This window comes from Amycolatopsis plumensis, assembly GCF_042652605.1.
Lineage (GTDB): Bacteria > Actinomycetota > Actinomycetes > Mycobacteriales > Pseudonocardiaceae > Amycolatopsis > Amycolatopsis plumensis.
Map to the genome: position 1 here is coordinate 1 of NZ_JBHSJY010000003.1, position 17,284 is coordinate 17,284.

Genomic DNA, 17,284 nt, shown 5'->3' on the forward strand with positions numbered 1-17,284 from the left:
CCGGTCGTCGGGTCGAACGTCACCCAGGTGACGCCCTGGTTTGTCGCTCTGGTAGCCGGTCGTGTCGTTCGGATCGGCCACGTAGTTCCCGGCGTTCGGGAAGCTGGTCACCTTCGCCCAGGTGACGCCGGAGTCCGTGCTGCGCCAGAGACCGTTGCCGCTCGGCGCGCCGAGGTAAAGGACGCTGTTGCGGTTCGGGTCGATCGCGAGCCGCTCGCCCATGCCGCGGCCGGGCATGTTGCCGCCGAGCTTGAACGGCAGCGCGGCCGCCTGCCAGGTGGCGCCGCGGTCGGCCGACCGGAGGATCGCGCCGGTGTTCGGGTCCCAGCTGTTGGTGTACATCCCGGCCGCGACGTAGACGCGGTTGGGGTCGACCGGATCCGTGGCCAGGCTGACGACACCGTTGTGGCCCCAGTCGGTCCAGCCGACCGAGTCCAGCAGCGGGAGCCAGCGGCCGGTGGCGGCGTTCCACCGGTACGCGCCGCCGATGTCGGTGCGGGCGTAGACCAGCCAGGGCTCGGTCTGGTTGAAGACGATGCCGGGCACGAACCCGCCGCCGGCGATCTCCGCGTTGCGCCAGGTGGTGGCCGCGGGGGCGGCCGGGGACGCCGGCGCGCCGGCGACGACCGCGACGGCGGCCGACAGGAGAACGGCGAGCGCGCTCGCCACCAGTCGTCTCAGTGAACGGGAACGTGGCTTCGCACGGCGTTGTGCACGTCTGCCTCCACAACTCTGGGAGCGCTTCCAGCGGACGGTAAGCCAGCGTTCCGAGCGTTGTAAAGCGTTCGGTGATTTCGCCGTCCCGAACCGTCCATAGTGGATTCTGAGCCGGATATGTCGGAGTCATGTATGTGAACGGCGATCAGGTTTCTGAATTGTTATCGGATGCCTTCTTGCCCGGCATTTTGCGGCGTGTGAGTGTGGTGGCCGCTGGCTGGACTGGACCTACGAAAGAGGCGACCAGGCAATGACGCAAACGGCCCCGGCGCGGCACATCGGCCGGACCACGTTGTACTTCTTCGGCGCGCTCGGCGGCATCCTCTTCGGCTACGACCTCGGCGTGATTTCCGGGGTGCTCCCGTTCATCGGGAAACTGTGGGCGCTGACCAGCTGGGACAAGGGCGTGATCACCGCCAGCCTGTCGGTCGGCGCCATCGTCGGCGCGCTGTTCTCCAGCCGCACCAACGAAGCGCTCGGCCGCCGCCGCACGATCATGGTCGCCGCGGGCATCGTCATCGTCGGCACGCTGGCGGCCAGCTTTTCGCCGACGTTCGTGCTGCTGGTGCTTTCGCGCCTGGTCATCGGGCTGGGGATCGGCCTTTCGTCGTCGACCGTCCCGACCTACCTGTCCGAACTGGCCCCGGCGAAGTGGCGGGGCGCGATGGGCGCGCTCAACCAGATCTTCATCGTGCTGGGCATCCTGATCGCGTTCCTGGTCAGCTACTGGCTCGGGCCGATCTCGGCGTGGCGCTGGATGTTCGCCGGCGCGATCGTGCCCGCGGCGGTGCTGCTCGCCGGGCTGGTGTTCCTGCCGGAAACGCCGCGCTGGCTGGTCAAGAACGGCCAGGAGGACGAGGCCCGGCGCGTACTGGCGAGCGCGCACGGCAACACCGTGAACCTCGACGAGGAGATCGCCACCATCCACGAGGTCATCCGGCTCGACACCGAGGAGAAGCCGCGGATCCGCGACCTGTTCTCCGGGTTCGTGCGGCCGATGCTCGTGGTGGCCCTGCTGCTCGCGATCGGCCAGCAGTTCAGCGGCGTCAACGCGATCAACGCCTACTTCCCGACGATGCTCATCGGCCTCGGCTTCGCCACGCAGGCCGCCTTGCTGTCCGGCGTGCTGCTGGGCGTCACGAAGTTCCTGTTCACCGCCTGGGTCGTGTTCGTGGTGGACCGCTGGGGCCGCAAGCCGCTGCTGCTCATCGCATCGTGGCACCTCTCGGTTGCTCGGCGTAGCCGCCGTCGCCGCGGGCTCGGGATGGGTCCGAAGCTCGGCGACGATGGGTGCGAGCCGCCGAGCGGTGTCAGAGATGGGCTCGTCAGGGTCGAGCTGAATGGTGTGCCAGCCGTGTCGGTCGGCGAATGCCTGCAAGTTCGCGGCGGTTTTGGTCTGGTAGTCGACGAACGTGTCGCGTCCCAGGTCATCGAGGCCGCCGTAACTGGCGTGCATCCCCAGCTCGGCTGGCCGGAATTCCTGGCGACGGTCGTAGACCGCGCCGGCATCGGCGCACAGCAGCACCACCGCGTCCGGCATCCGGACGCGGTCGAAGAGCACGGCGAGATCGGGTTCAGTGAATCCTTGCAGGAGGAGCTTGGCGAAAAACTTGTACAGCCAGCCATCGACGATGACATCGAACCCGGCCTCCAGCAGAGGTCCCACGACCGTCTCGGTGTGCGCGGTGAACCACGCAGCCTGCAGCGACACCCAGAACGCGTCGGAGAGGTCGGGGGCGTCGCCACTGTGCCACAGCATGGTGGACACGTGTTCCATCAATGTGGCCGCGTAGGCCGAGGTCGCGGAAATTTGCCTACGCGAGACAAAAGCCAACGCTTCGTAGGTCTTCGGCAGATGCGATGCCGGAGGCTCGAGTCGAGCGACGGCGGCTTCGTAGCCGATGTCGGCGAGGGTGCGCGCGAGGGACGTTTTGCCGACTCCGTCGGTCCCCTCCAACGTGATGAAACGGCCAGGCACGCGTGCGTCTCCTCCCCGTGGGTGGCCGTGACCCCGTGGGGCACGACCACCGATTCTCGTGACGGCTGATGAGCGGGGCAACACCCGAACTCCGGCGACTTTGTCGGCGGGTGAGGCGTCATCGGAGGTCAGGTACCGCATGGGTCGTTTGCGTTGATCAGATGCCATCCCTCAGTGCCACTCCATCGGGTGAACTCGTGATCGAGCAGGTGGAGGCTTGTCACCGGTAGGGTCGCGCGCACGTGCTCGATCGCGAGCGACAGCGTGCTCGCCAGCTCGCTGGCTGCGGTGTCCAGGAGGGCGAGAACCGCCGTGTCCAGCGCCTGATCGGGGACGTTCGGCCGGTAGCTGTGGATGAGTCCGAGCATTCCGGTGAGTACGTGGAACGCGCCGTCTTTCAGTACGACCCGCGCGGCGCGCACCCGACGTCGTGGCACACCGTCGAGGATCTTCTCCAGGCTCTTGAGGGTGTAATCGAGGGCGAAGTGGCGATCGACCCACATTTGCGCACGGCGAGAGCAGACGCCGATCCGCCAGTCCGCGAACTGGGCTTCGACCCGCCCCATTGTGGGTCGGCAGGGCCGGCGAGTCCCCGGGATTGCACGGCGCGGGTGTACGGGGCGCCGATCAGGCACTCCATCGAGACCAGCATGTAGGAGATCTCGGTGTAGAACGGCCGCCCGGTCGAGTGCTTGGCCGCGAAGGCCGGGTCGGTGACGCCGTCCACGATCTGGGCGACCGACAGTTCAGGTAGCGGAGCCAGCAGCAGGTCCGTGCGGGCCTGGAAGGCGTGGCTGGCTGCCAGCTCGTGTTCGGTCATCAGGTGGTCGAAGGTGATGTAGGTGAATCGCGTCGGTACACCGAGGGCCGAGAGGGTGCGAATCGCCACGGCGTTCTGCTCGGCGGTGCTGTCCTTGGCGAACCGTTGCAGGATCGAGGTCACGCCGGACTCGACTCCGAACAGCATCCTGCGAAGACCGGAACCGAGCAGCTCGCGCCACATCGAGGCGCGCTCGATGTGCCAGGCGCGATCGCGATCCGGGCGGACGACTTGGTCGATCCTGCACGAGGATTCCCAGGTGAATCCCGAGTCGCTGATCGTGGTCGCGACGGTCAGGGCCCGGTCGACGGCGTCCTCGCCGCGGCCGATGAACTCCTCGTCGACCACGTAAAGGGAGCGCGAGATCGTCGGGTGCCGGTCGGCGACCTTGCCGATCTCGGCCAGCATCCACGGCAAGCTGGTGGCGTTGCCGCCGGACCAGGAGCCTTTGTGCCCACGGGGACAGAACGAGCAATGGCTGGTGCATCCGCGGGAGATCTCCAGTTGCGCCACACCGTTGTGCGCGAATGTGGCGTCCAGCAGGTCCAGTTCGGGCAGGAAGTCGTCCCGGAGCCGGTTCGGTTGCACGGCTGTGCGCCGTGGCGTGGTGCCGATCGCGAGGGCGCCACCGCGCGGTGCTCCGCCCGGAGCCGGTTCGGTTGCACGGCTGTGCGCCGTGGCGTGGTGCCGATCGCGAGGGCGCCACCGCGCGGTGCTCCGCGATAGCCCAGGCCGCGCACAGCCGGGAGGTCGCAGTCGCCGTGGTAGTGCGCAATAGCGTCGGCGATCGTCGGTTCGCCGGCCCGCGGGCGATCAGGAGCTCGGGGTATTTGTCCAGCAGCATGCCCTCGTTGCGGACGGTCAAGCTGCCACCGGCGAGCACCAGTGGCGGGGCCGACATCTGCATTAGTTGGTCGAGCAGTTCGATCATGAGGTCGTGCTGGCCGAATGTGGCCGAGATTCCCACGATGTCCGGCCGTTGATCCTGAACCCACCGGGTGATGTCGTCGAGCGACGCGCCGAGTTGCATGTCGATCAGCTGCACCTGCCCCATCAGTGTGAGCCGTGCCGCCCGGGCAAGGTCGGAGATCGCGAGCGGAAAGCGGGGCAGAGGGAACCACTCCGGGTGATACAGCGAGGTCAGCAAGATTCTCGGCCGGGCCAAACGCTCGGGGGCGTCGCCGGCCAGGTCGGCGGTGGACAGCCAGCGCTCCGGCTCGGCGACGGTCACACGGCCGGCCGTCCACGACGGCCATTCACGGGTGCAGTGCGGCTGTCCGGATAGGTCGGCGACCACCCAGCCGCCCAAGGCGACGGGCCGTTCGGCGAACAGGACTCGGCGATCCAGTCCTCCGGTGAGACTGAACCTGCCCGGCACAGCCTCTGCTACGAGCTTGCCCAGCCTGCTCAGGTCCGTCTCGGGGATTTCCGGCAATGCGGCCACGATGTGATCCGGGAGGTTTCCGTCGGCTGTGCTGGCGCGCATCGCCTCGATGAGCCGACCGTAGAACGGGGAATCGTGCCCGCGCCCGAGGGCGGTTGTGGTGCGGATGTCGTGCAACATGCCCATGCCGTGCCTCCCACCAGGATGTGCCGTGGACCAAGCACACCTGCTAGAGAACCTGGCGGACAAGCGCGCCGGACACATCCGGACTGTTCGGCCAACTGCAGGCCCCTCACCTGCATTAATGTGCGGCCAACGGTGCCGACACGGGTAAGGTTCGGACAGTATGGGACACGTGCCGATCCACCCCAGAGTTCGATGACAGCGCCGCCCGACGACGTGGACCCGCTCGACGCCAGCAGCGTCGCCGAGTTCGCCGCATGCCTTCGTGCTGTTCGTCTGCGCGCAGGCAACCCGTCCTACCGGACCTTGCAGCAGTGGGGCGCGCGCAACAAGATCCCCCTGCCACGCAGCACCGTCCAAGACGCTCTCGCCGGCCGCCGCCTGCCGCGCAAGACCCTCGTTCTCGGATTCGTCCGCGCATGTGGCGTCCCCACCAGCGATCGTCGCTGGGAAATCGCCTGGACCCGGCTGGCTGCAGATTACACGGGTACAGCCACTGCCCCTCGGACACGCATCCAGCAGAGCCTGACTCGCGACTTCGCGCCGGCAGGCTTGCTGCGGATCGGCTCAACCTACCTCGGCGAGCTGGAGTGGAAACAGCTCTTCGCCGAAGTCACCGAACTCGACATCGTTGTGGCGTACGGACAAACCTGGCGCAACATGCACGCCCGAGAACTCACCCAAGTGGCAGCCAGGCCCAACAGCCGGATCCGCGTGTTCCTGGCTGACCCCGAGGACGAACTCACCGTCGCGGTCCTGGCGGATCGTTTCGACACGACGCCCGGCGAACTGCGATCACGCATCACAGCAACGCGCGAAGCGTATGAGGCCCTCGGCCAGTCCGGTCGCACGCGTGTCGAGGTGTACTACCGACCGGGTGATCGTGTCTTCAGCTTCTACCGATTCGATGACATCGCCGTCGTCGGGCTCTACAGTCACTCCCGCACTCGCGGCGCCGCCGTTCCGGTATTCGTCTGCGCACGGCCCGGCGAACTCTATGAGTTCATCCAGGACGAACTCACCGTCATCCTCGAACAGAGCAGGCTGGCATGACCACACCCCACACTGACGAACACGCCGATCGCCCGCTGATCCCGACTCGTCAGCTAGGTGCCACCGGCATTACCGCACCCGCCGTCGGCATCGGCTGCTGGGCTATCGGCGGCCCCGACAGCAACCTCGGGATGCCGATGGGGTGGTCCACTGGCGACGACGACGCACGCTCACTCTCTGGGCTGGAAGCAGCGTGGCAGCACGGCGCCCGCCTCTACGACACCGCCGACGTCTACGGCCACGGCCGATCCGAACGCCTCGTCGGTCGGCTGGTCGCGCAAGTGCCCCGCCATGAGATCGTGCTCGGGTCCAAGGTCGGGTACTTCGCCGGCACCGCCGAGCATGGCTTCGAGCCTCGTCACATGCGGCGTCAGCTGGAACAATCGCTGGACAACCTCCGCACCGATCACCTCGATATCTACGCGTTCCACCACCCCAACTTCGGCGTCGACGATCGGTGGCTGCATCCGGCGCTCGAGGCCATGCGAACGTTTTCGAGACGAGGGCCTGATCAACGCCATCGGGATGCGGGGCCCGCATCGTTTCGCGCTGGACCGGCTCAGCACCGGCCCTGATCAGCGCGGCGACAAAGTGGCCCGATTTCGAGCCCTGTTCGACATCGTCCAGCCCGACATCCTGGCGATCCGGGACAACCTGTTGACCCCGGCGTCTCGGTCGGAGGGCGTGTTCTCTTTCGCCGACGAACACAACGTCGGAGTCCTGATCAGCAAGCCGCTCGGCCAAGGACTGCTAACCGGCACCTACCGTTCGGATGTGCAGCGCGTGTTCGGCGACGGAGATCACCGGCTCCGGAAGCGTTGGTTCCAGCCTGACGCAATTCAAATCATCAACGCGGGACTTGATCGCGTCCGCGCCCTTATTGGCCCGCGCAGCGAAGACCTCATCCGGGTCGCGTTGTGGGGATGCCTGAACCGCTCACCCAACGCAGTCGTGCTCGTAGGATTCACCACACCCGATCAGGTTCAGATGAACATCAGCTCACTCGGGCGACGGCCGGACGCTGCGGAGATCGCTGCAGCGCGGGACATCATGGCCGAAGTGCAGACGCGCCTCGATGCTGCCGGTGAAACTGTTCTGACTACGCCCACGCCTTCGTCCCTCGCTGAATGACGGCCACGACTTGCCCTGGGTCGTGGTGGTCACCCGGCTACGCGAGACCGCTCGCCGACATAAAGGCCCTCTGGTGCTCGGAACCCCGGACCACACAGCGCTCAGCTGAAGCCGCAAGCTGAGCGTACCGGCCATCACCCGAGCGCCACCTCGAGTCGCGAAGCCGGTCGGCGGCCGCTGAGCAGCGTGGACGTCCGGAGACGGTTGGCCGCAGTACTGCCCGTGCCCGCGACGGCGTTCAGACTAGCAACCCCGATAGCGTGGCGGCCGGGCGCATCGACCCGACCCCTTTTAGGGTGGGGAGCAAGCCGGCCCCGGAGGAGGACGACGTGCGCCGACGCAGCTTCTTGAAGGCCGGTGGCGTGGCCATCGGTGCCGCTGTCACCGGCGCCCCGGCCGCAGAGGCCGCGTCGGCGATGCCCGTGGCACTACCGGCCCCGGCTGTCGTGCTCACTACCCAGCTGTCCGACGTCCTCATCGGTGCCCGAGCTTCCATTGGTCCGGCGCTGCCAGCTGCCGGCCTGACCCGCGCACTCGCGGCAGCACGCGCATCCTTCGGCAAGTCCGACTTCCTGGCGCTCGCCGACCAGCTGCCGGCGTTGGTCCGAGCTGCAGAAACCGCTCAAGACGCCGGAGCTACAGCCCAGGCTTACACGCTGGTCACCCGCGCGCTGGTCAAGCTCCGCCCCGCGGGGCTGGAGTGGATCAGCGCCGACCGCGCCGTGCGGGCTGCGGAAGCAGCAGGTCAGCCGCTCATTCTCGCCGAAGCCGAGCGCATGCTCTCCGGTGTGTGCCGCCGCACCGGTGACCACGACCGGGCGGGCACCCTCGTCGTGCAGGCAACCGACCGGCTGGCGCTCGACGGCCGAGACCCGCGCCACCTCCTGCTGCACACCAGCCTGCTGTGCACTGGCGGATATTCCGCCGCGCGGGCCGGCGACGGCGCCCGAGCGCGTAATTTGCTGACGGAGGCGGCTGCGACCACGAACCGGCTCGACGGCGCCCTGGCTGCGCGGGCTCGGGCGAACCTGCTGAGTCATCGCGTTTCGGTGGAGCAACTGCTCGTGAGCCGGGGGCTGCGCTGCGGCACGCTCGCGAGGTTCGCGGGTGCGGTTCCCTGACGTCGAGCGGGAGGGGCGTTACTTGGTCGACCTCGCCGCAGTCCAGCTGCAGCTCGGTCAACTCGGGCCGGCGTACAGCACGTTGCTGGCCGCCGAACGCCGCGCACCCGGTGAGGTGCACACCCGCGCTGCCGTCCGCACCATCGTCGACGCGCTGCTGGACCAGAATCGAGCAGCCGTGCCGGGAATCCGAAACCTCGCCGCCCGGGTGCACGTACCAGCCTGACCAAGGCAATGCCGCGACCGCTCCCTCGTCGGATCTACCCGATGAGGCGGATCAGGCGCACATCGCGGAGGTTCGCCATCAATTCACCCACACAACACGGTTCGATGACGAATAGCCGAGGTAAATCGAACGGAGGTACCGTGACCCACCACACCGGTCCCTGGACCGAAGTCGACCTCCTCGCCATCGACCTCGAAGGCAGCGGACCTCAGGACCCCGCCGGCGAAGCGATCCTCGAAATCGCCCTCGTGCCGATCCGCCACGGTGCACCCGACCTCGATCGCGCGTTCAGCTCCTTGATCAATCCGGAGCGAAAGATCACCCGCGGTCTGTGGACGTCCCCGGGGATCACCAACGCCGTACTCGAGCACGCACCGACCTTCGACGAGGTCGCACCGAAGATCATCGAACTCGTCGCCGGCGCATGGCTGGTCGGTCACAACGTCCGCGTTGACTGGCGCTTGCTGAACAAGGCGCTGCCGGCCGCCGAACCTGTCGGGCTTGTCGACACCCTACGCCTGGCTAAGCATCGCCGACCCGAACTCAAGAAGGGCCACGGGCTCCAAGCTTGGGTCGAACGTCTCGACCTTACTGACACGATCACGCAGGCGGCGCAGAGCAGCCAACCGCACCGCGCGCTCTGGGACGCCGTCGCGACGGCGACGGTGCTGGAAGCCTTCATGCGCGACCAGTCGGCTAACGACGCGGATTTCGACGCACTCCTGACTATTGCCGGACTCGACCTGGACGGGAACCCGCATCCGACGAAACCCGCCGATCAGCAATCCCTCTGGGATTCCTTCTAGTCGCCCAAGTCCTCCCGATCGGCACGACTTCAGCCCGCCACTTGGGATTGGATCCATGCAGCTCACCGGCCCCGGACACTGGGACTCACCGCAACACCCCCGACGAGGCCATCGGTCTCTTGGGCGCCGCGGTCGACCAAAGCGTCACACAGATCGACACCGCCGACGCACTACGGGCCCCACGTCGCCGAGACGCTCATCCACGACGCGGTGCACCCTAAGGCTCGATAGCCTGCCTCTTCGACTCCGCCGAACAGCTCAAGGAGACTTACGGTGTCCTACACCAGCTTCGTTGACGTCCTGATCATCCTGGAACGTGACGAGCACGTCCTGCTTGCTCAGCGCGCGGGCACCGGGTACGCGGACGGCCAGTGGAATCTGCCCTCGGGCAAGCTCGAAGACGGCGAGGACATGGTCGCCGCCATCATCCGGGAAACCCGCGAGGAGATCGACGTCGAGGTGGACCGCGATGATCTGGAGATGGTCACCTCGGTCCATTACCTGAATCCTGAAGGTCAGGCGAGGGTCGGGTTTTTCTTCCGTACGCGGCAATGGCGGGGAGAACTACGCAATGCCGAGCCCCACAAGTGCTCGCAGATCGCATGGTTCCCGAACGCCTCGCTGCCAGCGAACACAGTGCCATACACCCACGCGGGTGTGGAGCTCTACCGTCGTGGCGAGCGGTTCGGGCTGCAAGGTTGGCCTCCTCCAGCCGGGTCGGTGTTGGCGGGGCGCTGACTCCGGTGGCGTGCTGGTCCGGTTGGCTGAACGATTCCCATGTCGTCGTGGGGTTCTCGTCAGGGCGTCCTCTGGTCTCGCATGTGCGCCATACAGGCGGACCTTTCCTTGACGAATCGGTACTTGCGCCGCGGGCGGCTAAGGTGCCACCGACGGGCTCGGTCGTTCCCTCCCCCTCGGCGACCGAACTCGCTCGTCTACCAGGTGCACCTGCTACGAGCCCGGTTCGTGGGTAAGCCGTGCCGGCCGGTCGTGAGGGGCCTGCCTGGGGTCGGGGTACTCGGTCACAACGGAAAAACCTGCCGATCCTCCAGGTGGCTGAGGGCGGCAGCGCTGACCGGCTCGTCGTTGCCTCGTCCGGCCTCATCTTGCAGTGTTACGCCGCTGCCGGGACGGTGAACTCACCGTCCGCTGCGCCAGCGGTGAAGGCGGCCCATTCATCGTCGGTGTAGGTGAGTGTGGTGGTTCCGTCGAGGCTGTGCAGGCGCGCGCCGCCGGTGGAGGAGTGTTCGATGCGCAGGGCGTGGTTGCTGCCGGCGGCTGCGGCGCCGGTGACTTCGGCGATGAAGCCGGGCCAGGCGGCGATGTCGACGTTAAGGACGGGGCCGGTGCCACCTCCGGCGAGGTCGGGGCGGCGCGGACGTCGCTAATGGTTTTGCGGTGAGAGCCTGGCCGGCGAGGGCGACGACGAGCGCAAACCAGCTCCAGGTCCAGACTCGACGACGACGTCATGATCAGCCCGCAGGCCGTGCTCACCGAAGACCGCACACACCGGACCACCCACCCTGACGGCCAACGTCAGGGCTCGGGCGACTGGACGTCAACGCCGGCCACCATTCACCGCGGCGCGACCATCGGCGCTGGCGCTCGCCCCGCACCTGGTACCGAGATCGGGCCGTACGCCTGGTCGGCATCGGCTCCGTAGTCTCGCGCGACGTCGCCGCGCACGCCCCTGGTTCTGGGCAATCCGGCGCGCGAGGTCGGCTGGGTCTGCGGCTGCGCGGGCACCTTGCACGACCGACTGCGGTGTCCGCGGTGCGAGCGGGCCTACGACCTGGTCGCCGACCGGCTGACCGAGATTCAGACCGGCCGGTAACCCGACGCCGGTCACCGACGGTCCCTGCGGGGTGGGTAGCGTCGCCGCGATGACCCAGGGATGGCTACCGCCCGCCGAGTACTACGCCACGCTGCCCAAGCAGATCGCCAGCGCCGGCCTGATCTTCCGTGACGCCACGGGCCGCGTTCTGCTCGTCGAGCCCACCTACGGCGCCGAATCCTGGGAGATTCCCGGTGGCGGACTGGAGGAAGGCGAGTCCCCGTGGGCGGGCGCGCGCCGCGAGATCAAGGAAGAGCTCGGGTTCGACCTGCTGCCCGGCCGGCTGCTGGTCGTGGACTGGGTTCCGCCGCAGCCGGACGGACGTCCCGCCCTGACGAACAATCTGTTCGACGGCGGCGTCCTGGCCGAGGACCAGATCGCGTCGCTTCGGTTGGCCGACGGCGAGCTGAAGCGCTCAAAGTTCGCCACCGCGCCGAGGCTGCGGGAATGCTCCGGCCGCACATGGCACGCCGCGTCGCCGTGTGCCTCGACGTAGTGGACACAGGCCGCACCGCCTACCTCGAAACGGGTTCGATCCGCTTGGGCCGGGCGACGTCTCCTAGCCAAGCTGCCAAGCGCAGGGTCGGGCACCTGGCCTGATCGAGGTGGGTGTCGCGGTGGCTGACATGGCGACATCGGTGCGATGCTAGGGCGATGTTGGCTACCGTCGATGTTCGCCGAACGCCGGGTGGACTCCAGTTGACGATGACCGCGCCAGGTGTTTCGGGTGGGTGGACGATGCGGCTGCGCTACGACCAAGCAGAGGAGCTGTCGACCGCGCTGAGGACGGATTCTCCCGCGTTCCTGGGTGGCGCCGTCGGCGCCGGACTGGCCTATATCCCGCACTATCCCGAGGCCGAAGACGGAGTACTCGCTCGCATCGAGGGCGAGATCACCGAGGATCTGCGCAACGCCACGCATCTGGTCCGCACCGACCTCCAGGCGATGCGCGGCATCGGGGATGCCCTACGGGCGCACATGCCCGATCGGCTGGAGCCGATTCCCTCCGATCCGGCGGCGCCATGGACGCCGACTCCATTGACCTGATCAGCGGGTGGCTGGGAAGGCCGCGAAGTCGGTCTGCGCTTGTCCGACGGCTTCGGGGTCGCGCTGGCGAATAACATTGTGTTTGCTTGAGGCGACCGCGGATGTTCGCCAGTTGTGACCGCGGTTGCTGGTCGAGTCCACGATCAACCTCTGTGGGAAGTGCTCATTTCTGCGAGGTGGCGACCTCGATGGGATTTCGCCCCACGCACCCTCCCCAAACCCGGCAAGCGCATGCGGCGTCGGCTGATCAGGGTGTTGGCCCTAGAGGGTGAAGAACAGAGGGCAGTCAGTACTTCCAGGTCGATCCGGTGCCGCGGTACTGCTCGACCGGGATCGGCTCGACGCCTTGGCGCATCTGGTCGATGTATAGCGTGCCGTGCAGGTGGTCGACCTCGTGAGCGACGAGGCGAGCGACCCCGCGCTCGAACACGGTGATCTTCGTCAGACCATCGATGGTGGTGTGCTCGACGTGGATCAGGGTTGAGCGCGGGACCTTCCCGCGGACGTCGAAGAAGGACAGACAGCCTTCGTACTGCTCGTCGACGTCTCCTCCGGACTCGACGATGGTGGGGTTCAACAACGTGATCGCGTTGCCGTCCGGTGTGCGCACGATCGCCGCGGACCGGTCGATCCCGATCTGTGGCGCGGCAAGCCCCATTCCTTTGCCGAACGTGTGGGTCTGGGCGACGCGGTCGCATGCCGAGTTCAGCCTCGCCACCACGTGGCGGGCGTCCTACGCCTCGGCAGGAAGAGCAAACCGGCGGGCGATCCGGCGTAGCGCCGGGTCGGTGTCCTGCACGATGCCGAGTGAGGCCATCACGGAGCTGGGCGTGGGCGGCGGACTACCGCCGGCGAAGACGTTCGCTTCGGCGTCCGGTCCGCCGGTGTTGGTCGTGCCCGTCGTAATCGCCGCCTCTGTTGATCGAAACCGTGAGCATACGCGGATGCACCGTGAGTCGTCTCTAAGTCTTGTTGGCACTCCGATGTCGCGGTGTTCTCGATCTACCACTGCTCGGCGGCGCCCCCAGCCAGGCCGACGAGCGGTGATGAACTGCTAGGAGTAGTGCTACCGCCGCACAGCACGCTGACGGTCTACGGGACTGACGGCTTCAAGAAGGTCTACAAGGGAGGCGCCACACCGTGGTGGAGATAGAAGTTTGGTACGAGCCCGGCCAGGCCGAGCCACTGTCGTTACGCGAGCCATCCGCGGTGGATGAGCTGCTGGATCGGATGGTCGCCGAGTCGACCGAGGCCGAGCTCGGCGTGATCGCCGAAGTCGCTCGCCGTGACGACGACCGGTGGGCGATTATGCAGATTGGCGTGCGCTCCTCGGCGTTCGGCTTCGTCGGCTACGCGGGGCCGGACGGAAGCGTTATCAGCGCCAGCGGGGCGACGTCGCCGGAACTGGTGGCTTACGACTATCAGAATCACGAACGGGAAATCCCGAGTACCGCCGAAGTGTCCCTGGCAGCAGTTCGCAAGGCACTGCACGAGTTGGTGGCCTCGGATGGCGCCCGGCCGGCCGGAGTGACATGGCAGAACCTGTGACCGGACCGACTCGGCAGGGGTAGTCATACCGACGAGGACAGCACCCGGCCGGCCCGAAAGCGGCCACCACGAAATTCCGCGGACCCGGCACGGCAGGCCCACGAACGCCCTCGTCCGGCCGACGTGGGCCGAGTCGACTGAGGAAGGCTGTTGATCCGACAGGGTGAAGAACGGCCGCGGGCGCGCATTGAGGTGCGCCGGATCGTCTTCCGAGTATGAGCCTGTCCCGAATCGACACCCGACACAGCGAGCCGGACGTCGGCGACCTCGGCGCCCGTCTTGCGGACCTGCGGGACGCGATGTTCCGGGCATCGCGTGCGCGGCACGATCCGGCAGCGCAGAAGATCTTCTTGGAGGCCCTGTTCGCCCACACCGACACGCCGACCTCGTCCTTTACAGCAATCGTCGAAGCCCGTGATCTGCCGAGCTGGCACGTCGGCAGATGACGTCCAGAAAGCTGTCCGGGTGCTGGCCAGCCGGCACACGGTCTCGTGGCGCTGCCCGTGCCCGCGATTGTTCTTGAGCAGCCGCAACGGGAAGCCGACCTGGCTGGTGATCGGGTGCCGTCCGAGGAGATGAGAACGGCCCACGACGGGGATGGTGTCGTGGGCCGTTGACCTTGGTGGCGCTGATCAGCTGGTGGGCTGGCGGACGATCATGCGGCTGGCGTCGATGGCGGACGGGATGATGCCGAGCTGGAGCAGGGTGTCCGGAACGCGCTGCAGGCGGCGGGCGTCGAGCGTGGCGCCGTAGCCGGGGAGCTCCATCAGCGCCGCGGTGGCCTCGGTGACCTTGGCGTACTTCACGACGAGGCGTTCGACGAGGCCGCGGTCGTTGAGCGCGTTGCGGGTGCCCTTGGCGATCGCCCGCTGGAACGCCGCGATCGTCTTGGGGTTGGCCTGCGCCCACTGGGCGGTGGTGGCGTAGCCGGTGAGCGGGAAGTTCTGGGTGCTGCCGGTGCCGCCGACGTCGACGATCGGGATGGCGCCGACGGTGTGGGCGGACTCGGTGACGAACGGCTCCGGCATGTACGCGGCGTCGACCCGGCCCTTCTGCAGCGCGTCGGCCATGTTCGGCAGCGGCACCGGCACCCACTCGACCTTGGACCTGTCGAGGCCGCGGTCGCGCATCACCGACTGCGTCAGGACGTCCGAGGCGGCGTTCTTGCTGGTGATCCCGATCTTCTTGCCGGGCAGATCTTCGACGTGCTTGACCGGCGAGGTCGGGACGGTGACGATCTTGTTGCTCTTCGGCGTGGCCGTGGTGGCGTCGGCGACCAGCCGGAAGTCGGCGACGCCTTCGCTCTGGGCCTTGAACAGCAGCGTCCAGGTGGTCAGGGCGATGTTGGCTTCGCCGGCGATGACCTTCGTCATCGTCTTGTCGCCGGACTGCGCGACGTCGATCTTGACGTTGAGGCCTTCGGCGGCGAAGTAGCTGGCGTCCTGGGCGGCCCAGAGTGGGGCGAGGTCGACCGTGCTGATGATCGACACCGTGAGCCCGGAGGTCTCCAGTGGGCTGCCCGCGACGTCGGCGGGCTTGTCCCCGCCGAGGGCGCTGCAGCTGGAGGTCAGGGCCAGTGCGGCCGCGAGGGTCGTGGTGAGGGCGTTGCGTTTCGCGTTGCGCACGCGTGCGCTCCTTCGAGGGTGGTGGGGAGGGGACGAACCGGGTGTTCAGGCGCGGCTGCGCAACAGGCTGCGGAAGCCCTCGTGGAAGGCGTCGTCGGTGACGACGAGCAGGCGGGTGCGGGTGTGGACGAGCCAGTCCCCGGCGCCGAGCGTCAAATCGGGCTCGGGCTGTCGGGGCTGGCGGATGGTCGCGGTCTCGCCGTGGACGGCGATCGCGGTTCCGGCGCTGAGCACCGCTTGAGCGGTGAGCTGCTCGACCCAGCCGCGGATCACGTCGTCCAACATCTGCGGACCGGCGTTGCGGACGACCTCGACCACCTGCCCGGCCTTGAGATCGTGGATGTCGTCCGCGCGGACGACCCGGTAGAGCTCGATTGCGGGCATCAGCGGACCTCCGGTGAGGTCGGGGCGGCGCGGACGTCGCCGATGGTGGTTCCGGTGACGGCCTGGCCGACGAGGGCGACGACGAGCGCGAACAGCGGCCAGGTCCAGGTGCCGGTGGCGGTTTCGAGCAGGCCGATGCCGAGGGCCAGGACGCCGGCGAGGGTGTAGCCGAGGCCCTGGACGACCGACGACAGCGCGGCGGTGGTGTCGGGGTCGTCGCCGGTGCGATGGCCCAGGTCGACCAGAGCGAGCGCGAGGGCGCCGAGGCCGATGCCGAGCAGCCCAGTCCAGAGCCAGGTGACGGTGGCGGGGCCGATCAGCAGGCCGGTGACGCCAGCGATGCTGGCTCCGGCGAATCCCACGGCCGGCGGGGTGTGCCGGACGCGACGAGCGAGGTACGGGACCGCAAGGGAGACCGGGACGCCCCAGCACCATGACCGCGGCGAAGTGGTACCCGGCCTCGGCTTGGGTGAGTCCGGCGGTGTGCAGGATCGCCGGCAACCGGCCCATCAACAGAAACGTCACCGCAGACAACAGTCCGAAGTGGACGGTCAGGGTGGCGATGGTGCCGCGCGGGGTCAGCGCCCGGGGGCTGACCCACGCAGCTGGCGCCGCCGCTGCTAAGTGGCGGCTTGTGCCCTGCCAGACGAGGAGACCGATCGCGGCCAGCAGCGCCCAGCAGCCGAGCCCGAGCTGCCACGCCACCCCGGTCGGCGTGAGCAGCGCGCCGACCGCGGATCCGGCGCCGAGGCAGGCGGTGTAGCAGGCCGCGGAGCCGGGGGTCGCTGTGCGGACGATGACCGGCAGCAGCGTCCCGAGGACCGCGATGGCGAGGCATGCTGCGGGTGGTGCCGGCGACGATGGCGACGTCGCCGGGCAACGTCCGGGCGATCAGCGAGACGGCGAGGACGCCGAGGGAACAGGCGACGACGGCGCGGATCCCTAACCGGGCCCGCAGCCGCCACGCCGTCGCACCGCCGACCGCGAAGCACCAGGTCGGCAAGGCGACCAGCGTCGCGGCCACGGTCGGCGACAGAGCTGCCGCGGTCTCGAGGTGGGCGAGCAGCGCTCCCATGCTGGTGACGGCGGGCCTCAGATTGAGCGCGAGGACGGCGACCGCGAGGCCGGTGGAGACCGGGCTGTCGATCGCGGCGCGGGAGACGTGGGCGGTGGTCACGCCACACCACCGGAGCCGGCCGCCAGGATGCTGGCCAGCCGCGTCCGGGTTCGGGCACGGCACGGGCCGTGCGCACTCGCGGCACCAGGCACCCATCGGCGAGTGCGCGTTCCACTCGGCGGAGAAGGCGTCAATGAGGGTTCGCAGGGCGCGGGGACCTTCGACAAGGAGGTCGACGAGGGTCGCGTCCGTCGAGGACTGCGACAAGGGTGGCCGTGACCGATAAGGCGGACGCCGGGCCGCACCTCGA

At 68.0% G+C, this 17,284-nt stretch carries 20 protein-coding genes and 1 pseudogene; 14 read left to right on the forward strand and 7 right to left on the reverse strand.

Annotated features, from left to right (window positions below; genetic code table 11):
* A pseudogene (locus tag ACFPLC_RS46980) lies at positions 1 to 669 on the reverse strand (xyloglucanase); the annotation flags it as partial.
* A gap of 298 nt (positions 670 to 967) precedes the next feature.
* Between ACFPLC_RS46980 and ACFPLC_RS46985 the strand changes: the two are divergent.
* The gene (locus ACFPLC_RS46985; RefSeq protein WP_378236331.1) at positions 968 to 2,764 is read left to right on the forward strand and encodes a sugar porter family MFS transporter; all 1,797 of its coding nucleotides are present in this window, start codon (positions 968 to 970) and stop codon (positions 2,762 to 2,764) included.
* A 59-nt stretch (positions 2,765 to 2,823) separates the two neighbouring features.
* On the opposite strand, the gene ACFPLC_RS46990 is transcribed toward ACFPLC_RS46985, so the two are convergent.
* Together ACFPLC_RS46990 and ACFPLC_RS46995 are read right to left on the reverse strand one after the other, a co-directional pair.
* Positions 2,824 to 3,117, reverse strand: coding sequence for a hypothetical protein (locus ACFPLC_RS46990; RefSeq protein WP_378236332.1), 294 nt, complete (start codon positions 3,115 to 3,117; stop codon positions 2,824 to 2,826).
* Positions 3,093 to 4,103: a radical SAM protein gene (locus ACFPLC_RS46995; RefSeq protein ID WP_378236333.1), complete on the reverse strand. Its 1,011-nt coding sequence runs from the start codon at positions 4,101 to 4,103 to the stop codon at positions 3,093 to 3,095. Before ACFPLC_RS46995 ends, ACFPLC_RS46990 begins: the two co-directional genes overlap by 25 nt.
* 1,174 nt (positions 4,104 to 5,277) lie before the next feature.
* On the opposite strand from ACFPLC_RS46995, the gene ACFPLC_RS47000 reads away from it, so the two are divergent.
* The 9 genes from ACFPLC_RS47000 (at position 5,278) to ACFPLC_RS47040 (ending at position 12,300) form a co-directional block, all read left to right on the forward strand.
* Complete coding sequence (locus ACFPLC_RS47000; protein ID WP_378194709.1) at positions 5,278 to 6,135, forward strand: hypothetical protein; 858 nt, start codon at positions 5,278 to 5,280, stop codon at positions 6,133 to 6,135.
* Complete coding sequence (locus ACFPLC_RS47005; RefSeq protein WP_378236334.1) at positions 6,132 to 6,710, forward strand: aldo/keto reductase; 579 nt, start codon at positions 6,132 to 6,134, stop codon at positions 6,708 to 6,710. Before ACFPLC_RS47000 ends, ACFPLC_RS47005 begins: the two co-directional genes overlap by 4 nt.
* Complete coding sequence (locus tag ACFPLC_RS47010; protein WP_378236335.1) at positions 6,661 to 7,266, forward strand: aldo/keto reductase; 606 nt, start codon at positions 6,661 to 6,663, stop codon at positions 7,264 to 7,266. The genes ACFPLC_RS47005 and ACFPLC_RS47010 overlap by 50 nt, the downstream gene beginning before the upstream one ends.
* Before the next feature lie 422 nt (positions 7,267 to 7,688).
* Positions 7,689 to 8,387: a hypothetical protein gene (locus ACFPLC_RS47015; protein WP_378236172.1), complete on the forward strand. Its 699-nt coding sequence runs from the start codon at positions 7,689 to 7,691 to the stop codon at positions 8,385 to 8,387.
* Positions 8,374 to 8,613 (forward strand): hypothetical protein, encoded by a 240-nt coding sequence (locus ACFPLC_RS47020; protein ID WP_378194701.1) that lies wholly within the window; start codon positions 8,374 to 8,376, stop codon positions 8,611 to 8,613. Before ACFPLC_RS47015 ends, ACFPLC_RS47020 begins: the two co-directional genes overlap by 14 nt.
* Before the next feature lie 140 nt (positions 8,614 to 8,753).
* Positions 8,754 to 9,419 carry a 3'-5' exonuclease gene (locus tag ACFPLC_RS47025; RefSeq protein ID WP_378194698.1) on the forward strand — a complete coding sequence of 222 codons (666 nt, stop codon included), beginning with the start codon at positions 8,754 to 8,756 and terminating at the stop codon, positions 9,417 to 9,419.
* A gap of 273 nt (positions 9,420 to 9,692) precedes the next feature.
* Positions 9,693 to 10,157, forward strand: a complete 465-nt coding sequence (locus ACFPLC_RS47030; protein ID WP_378194695.1) for an NUDIX hydrolase — start codon at positions 9,693 to 9,695, stop codon at positions 10,155 to 10,157.
* A 1,145-nt stretch (positions 10,158 to 11,302) separates the two neighbouring features.
* Positions 11,303 to 11,749 carry an NUDIX domain-containing protein gene (locus ACFPLC_RS47035; RefSeq protein WP_378194693.1) on the forward strand — a complete coding sequence of 149 codons (447 nt, stop codon included), beginning with the start codon at positions 11,303 to 11,305 and terminating at the stop codon, positions 11,747 to 11,749.
* Positions 11,750 to 11,991: 242 nt separating this feature from the next.
* Positions 11,992 to 12,300, forward strand: a complete 309-nt coding sequence (locus tag ACFPLC_RS47040) for a hypothetical protein (RefSeq protein ID WP_378194690.1) — start codon at positions 11,992 to 11,994, stop codon at positions 12,298 to 12,300.
* A 286-nt stretch (positions 12,301 to 12,586) separates the two neighbouring features.
* Here the strand turns inward: ACFPLC_RS47040 and ACFPLC_RS47045 are convergent, their stop codons facing one another.
* Positions 12,587 to 13,021 (reverse strand): peptide deformylase, encoded by a 435-nt coding sequence (locus tag ACFPLC_RS47045; protein ID WP_378194687.1) that lies wholly within the window; start codon positions 13,019 to 13,021, stop codon positions 12,587 to 12,589.
* 419 nt (positions 13,022 to 13,440) lie between these two features.
* Here ACFPLC_RS47045 and ACFPLC_RS47050 point away from each other — a divergent pair, with 419 nt between their 5' ends.
* Together ACFPLC_RS47050 and ACFPLC_RS47055 are read left to right on the forward strand one after the other, a co-directional pair.
* Positions 13,441 to 13,848, forward strand: a complete 408-nt coding sequence (locus tag ACFPLC_RS47050; protein WP_378194685.1) for an Imm1 family immunity protein — start codon at positions 13,441 to 13,443, stop codon at positions 13,846 to 13,848.
* Between the two features lie 215 nt (positions 13,849 to 14,063).
* Positions 14,064 to 14,294 carry a hypothetical protein gene (locus ACFPLC_RS47055; protein ID WP_378194682.1) on the forward strand — a complete coding sequence of 77 codons (231 nt, stop codon included), beginning with the start codon at positions 14,064 to 14,066 and terminating at the stop codon, positions 14,292 to 14,294.
* A gap of 186 nt (positions 14,295 to 14,480) precedes the next feature.
* Here the strand turns inward: ACFPLC_RS47055 and ACFPLC_RS47060 are convergent, their stop codons facing one another.
* From ACFPLC_RS47060 to ACFPLC_RS47070, 3 genes are read right to left on the reverse strand one after another with little or no spacing between them, the layout of a single operon-like run.
* Positions 14,481 to 15,473 (reverse strand): ABC transporter substrate-binding protein, encoded by a 993-nt coding sequence (locus ACFPLC_RS47060; protein WP_378194679.1) that lies wholly within the window; start codon positions 15,471 to 15,473, stop codon positions 14,481 to 14,483.
* Positions 15,474 to 15,518: 45 nt separating this feature from the next.
* Positions 15,519 to 15,857, reverse strand: a complete 339-nt coding sequence (locus ACFPLC_RS47065) for a hypothetical protein (RefSeq protein ID WP_378194676.1) — start codon at positions 15,855 to 15,857, stop codon at positions 15,519 to 15,521.
* Entirely contained in the window at positions 15,857 to 16,219 is a 363-nt protein-coding gene (locus tag ACFPLC_RS47070) for a hypothetical protein (RefSeq protein ID WP_378236336.1), read from the reverse strand. The genes ACFPLC_RS47065 and ACFPLC_RS47070 overlap by 1 nt, the downstream gene beginning before the upstream one ends.
* A 272-nt stretch (positions 16,220 to 16,491) precedes the next feature.
* Between ACFPLC_RS47070 and ACFPLC_RS47075 the strand changes: the two genes are divergently transcribed.
* Positions 16,492 to 16,620 (forward strand): hypothetical protein, encoded by a 129-nt coding sequence (locus tag ACFPLC_RS47075; RefSeq protein ID WP_378236337.1) that lies wholly within the window; start codon positions 16,492 to 16,494, stop codon positions 16,618 to 16,620.
* 73 nt (positions 16,621 to 16,693) lie between these two features.
* On the forward strand, positions 16,694 to 17,260 hold the full coding sequence (locus ACFPLC_RS47080) for a hypothetical protein (protein WP_378236339.1): 567 nt from the start codon (positions 16,694 to 16,696) through the stop codon (positions 17,258 to 17,260).
* Positions 17,261 to 17,284 lie beyond the last annotated feature (24 nt).

Excerpts from the sequence above, each read along its gene's own strand:
- ACFPLC_RS46985 (WP_378236331.1), top strand. The coding sequence starts at position 968 with ATGACGCAAACGGCCCCGGCGCGGCACATCGGCCGGACCACGTTGTAC.
- ACFPLC_RS47000 (WP_378194709.1), top strand. The coding sequence starts at position 5,278 with ATGACAGCGCCGCCCGACGACGTGGACCCGCTCGACGCCAGCAGCGTC.
- ACFPLC_RS47005 (WP_378236334.1), top strand. The coding sequence starts at position 6,132 with ATGACCACACCCCACACTGACGAACACGCCGATCGCCCGCTGATCCCG.
- ACFPLC_RS47010 (WP_378236335.1), top strand. The coding sequence starts at position 6,661 with ATGCGGGGCCCGCATCGTTTCGCGCTGGACCGGCTCAGCACCGGCCCT.
- ACFPLC_RS47035 (WP_378194693.1), top strand. The coding sequence starts at position 11,303 with ATGACCCAGGGATGGCTACCGCCCGCCGAGTACTACGCCACGCTGCCC.
- ACFPLC_RS47040 (WP_378194690.1), top strand. The coding sequence starts at position 11,992 with ATGCGGCTGCGCTACGACCAAGCAGAGGAGCTGTCGACCGCGCTGAGG.
- ACFPLC_RS47055 (WP_378194682.1), top strand. The coding sequence starts at position 14,064 with ATGAGCCTGTCCCGAATCGACACCCGACACAGCGAGCCGGACGTCGGC.
- ACFPLC_RS47065 (WP_378194676.1), bottom strand. The coding sequence starts at position 15,857 with ATGCCCGCAATCGAGCTCTACCGGGTCGTCCGCGCGGACGACATCCAC.
- ACFPLC_RS47080 (WP_378236339.1), top strand. The coding sequence starts at position 16,694 with ATGCTGCGGGTGGTGCCGGCGACGATGGCGACGTCGCCGGGCAACGTC.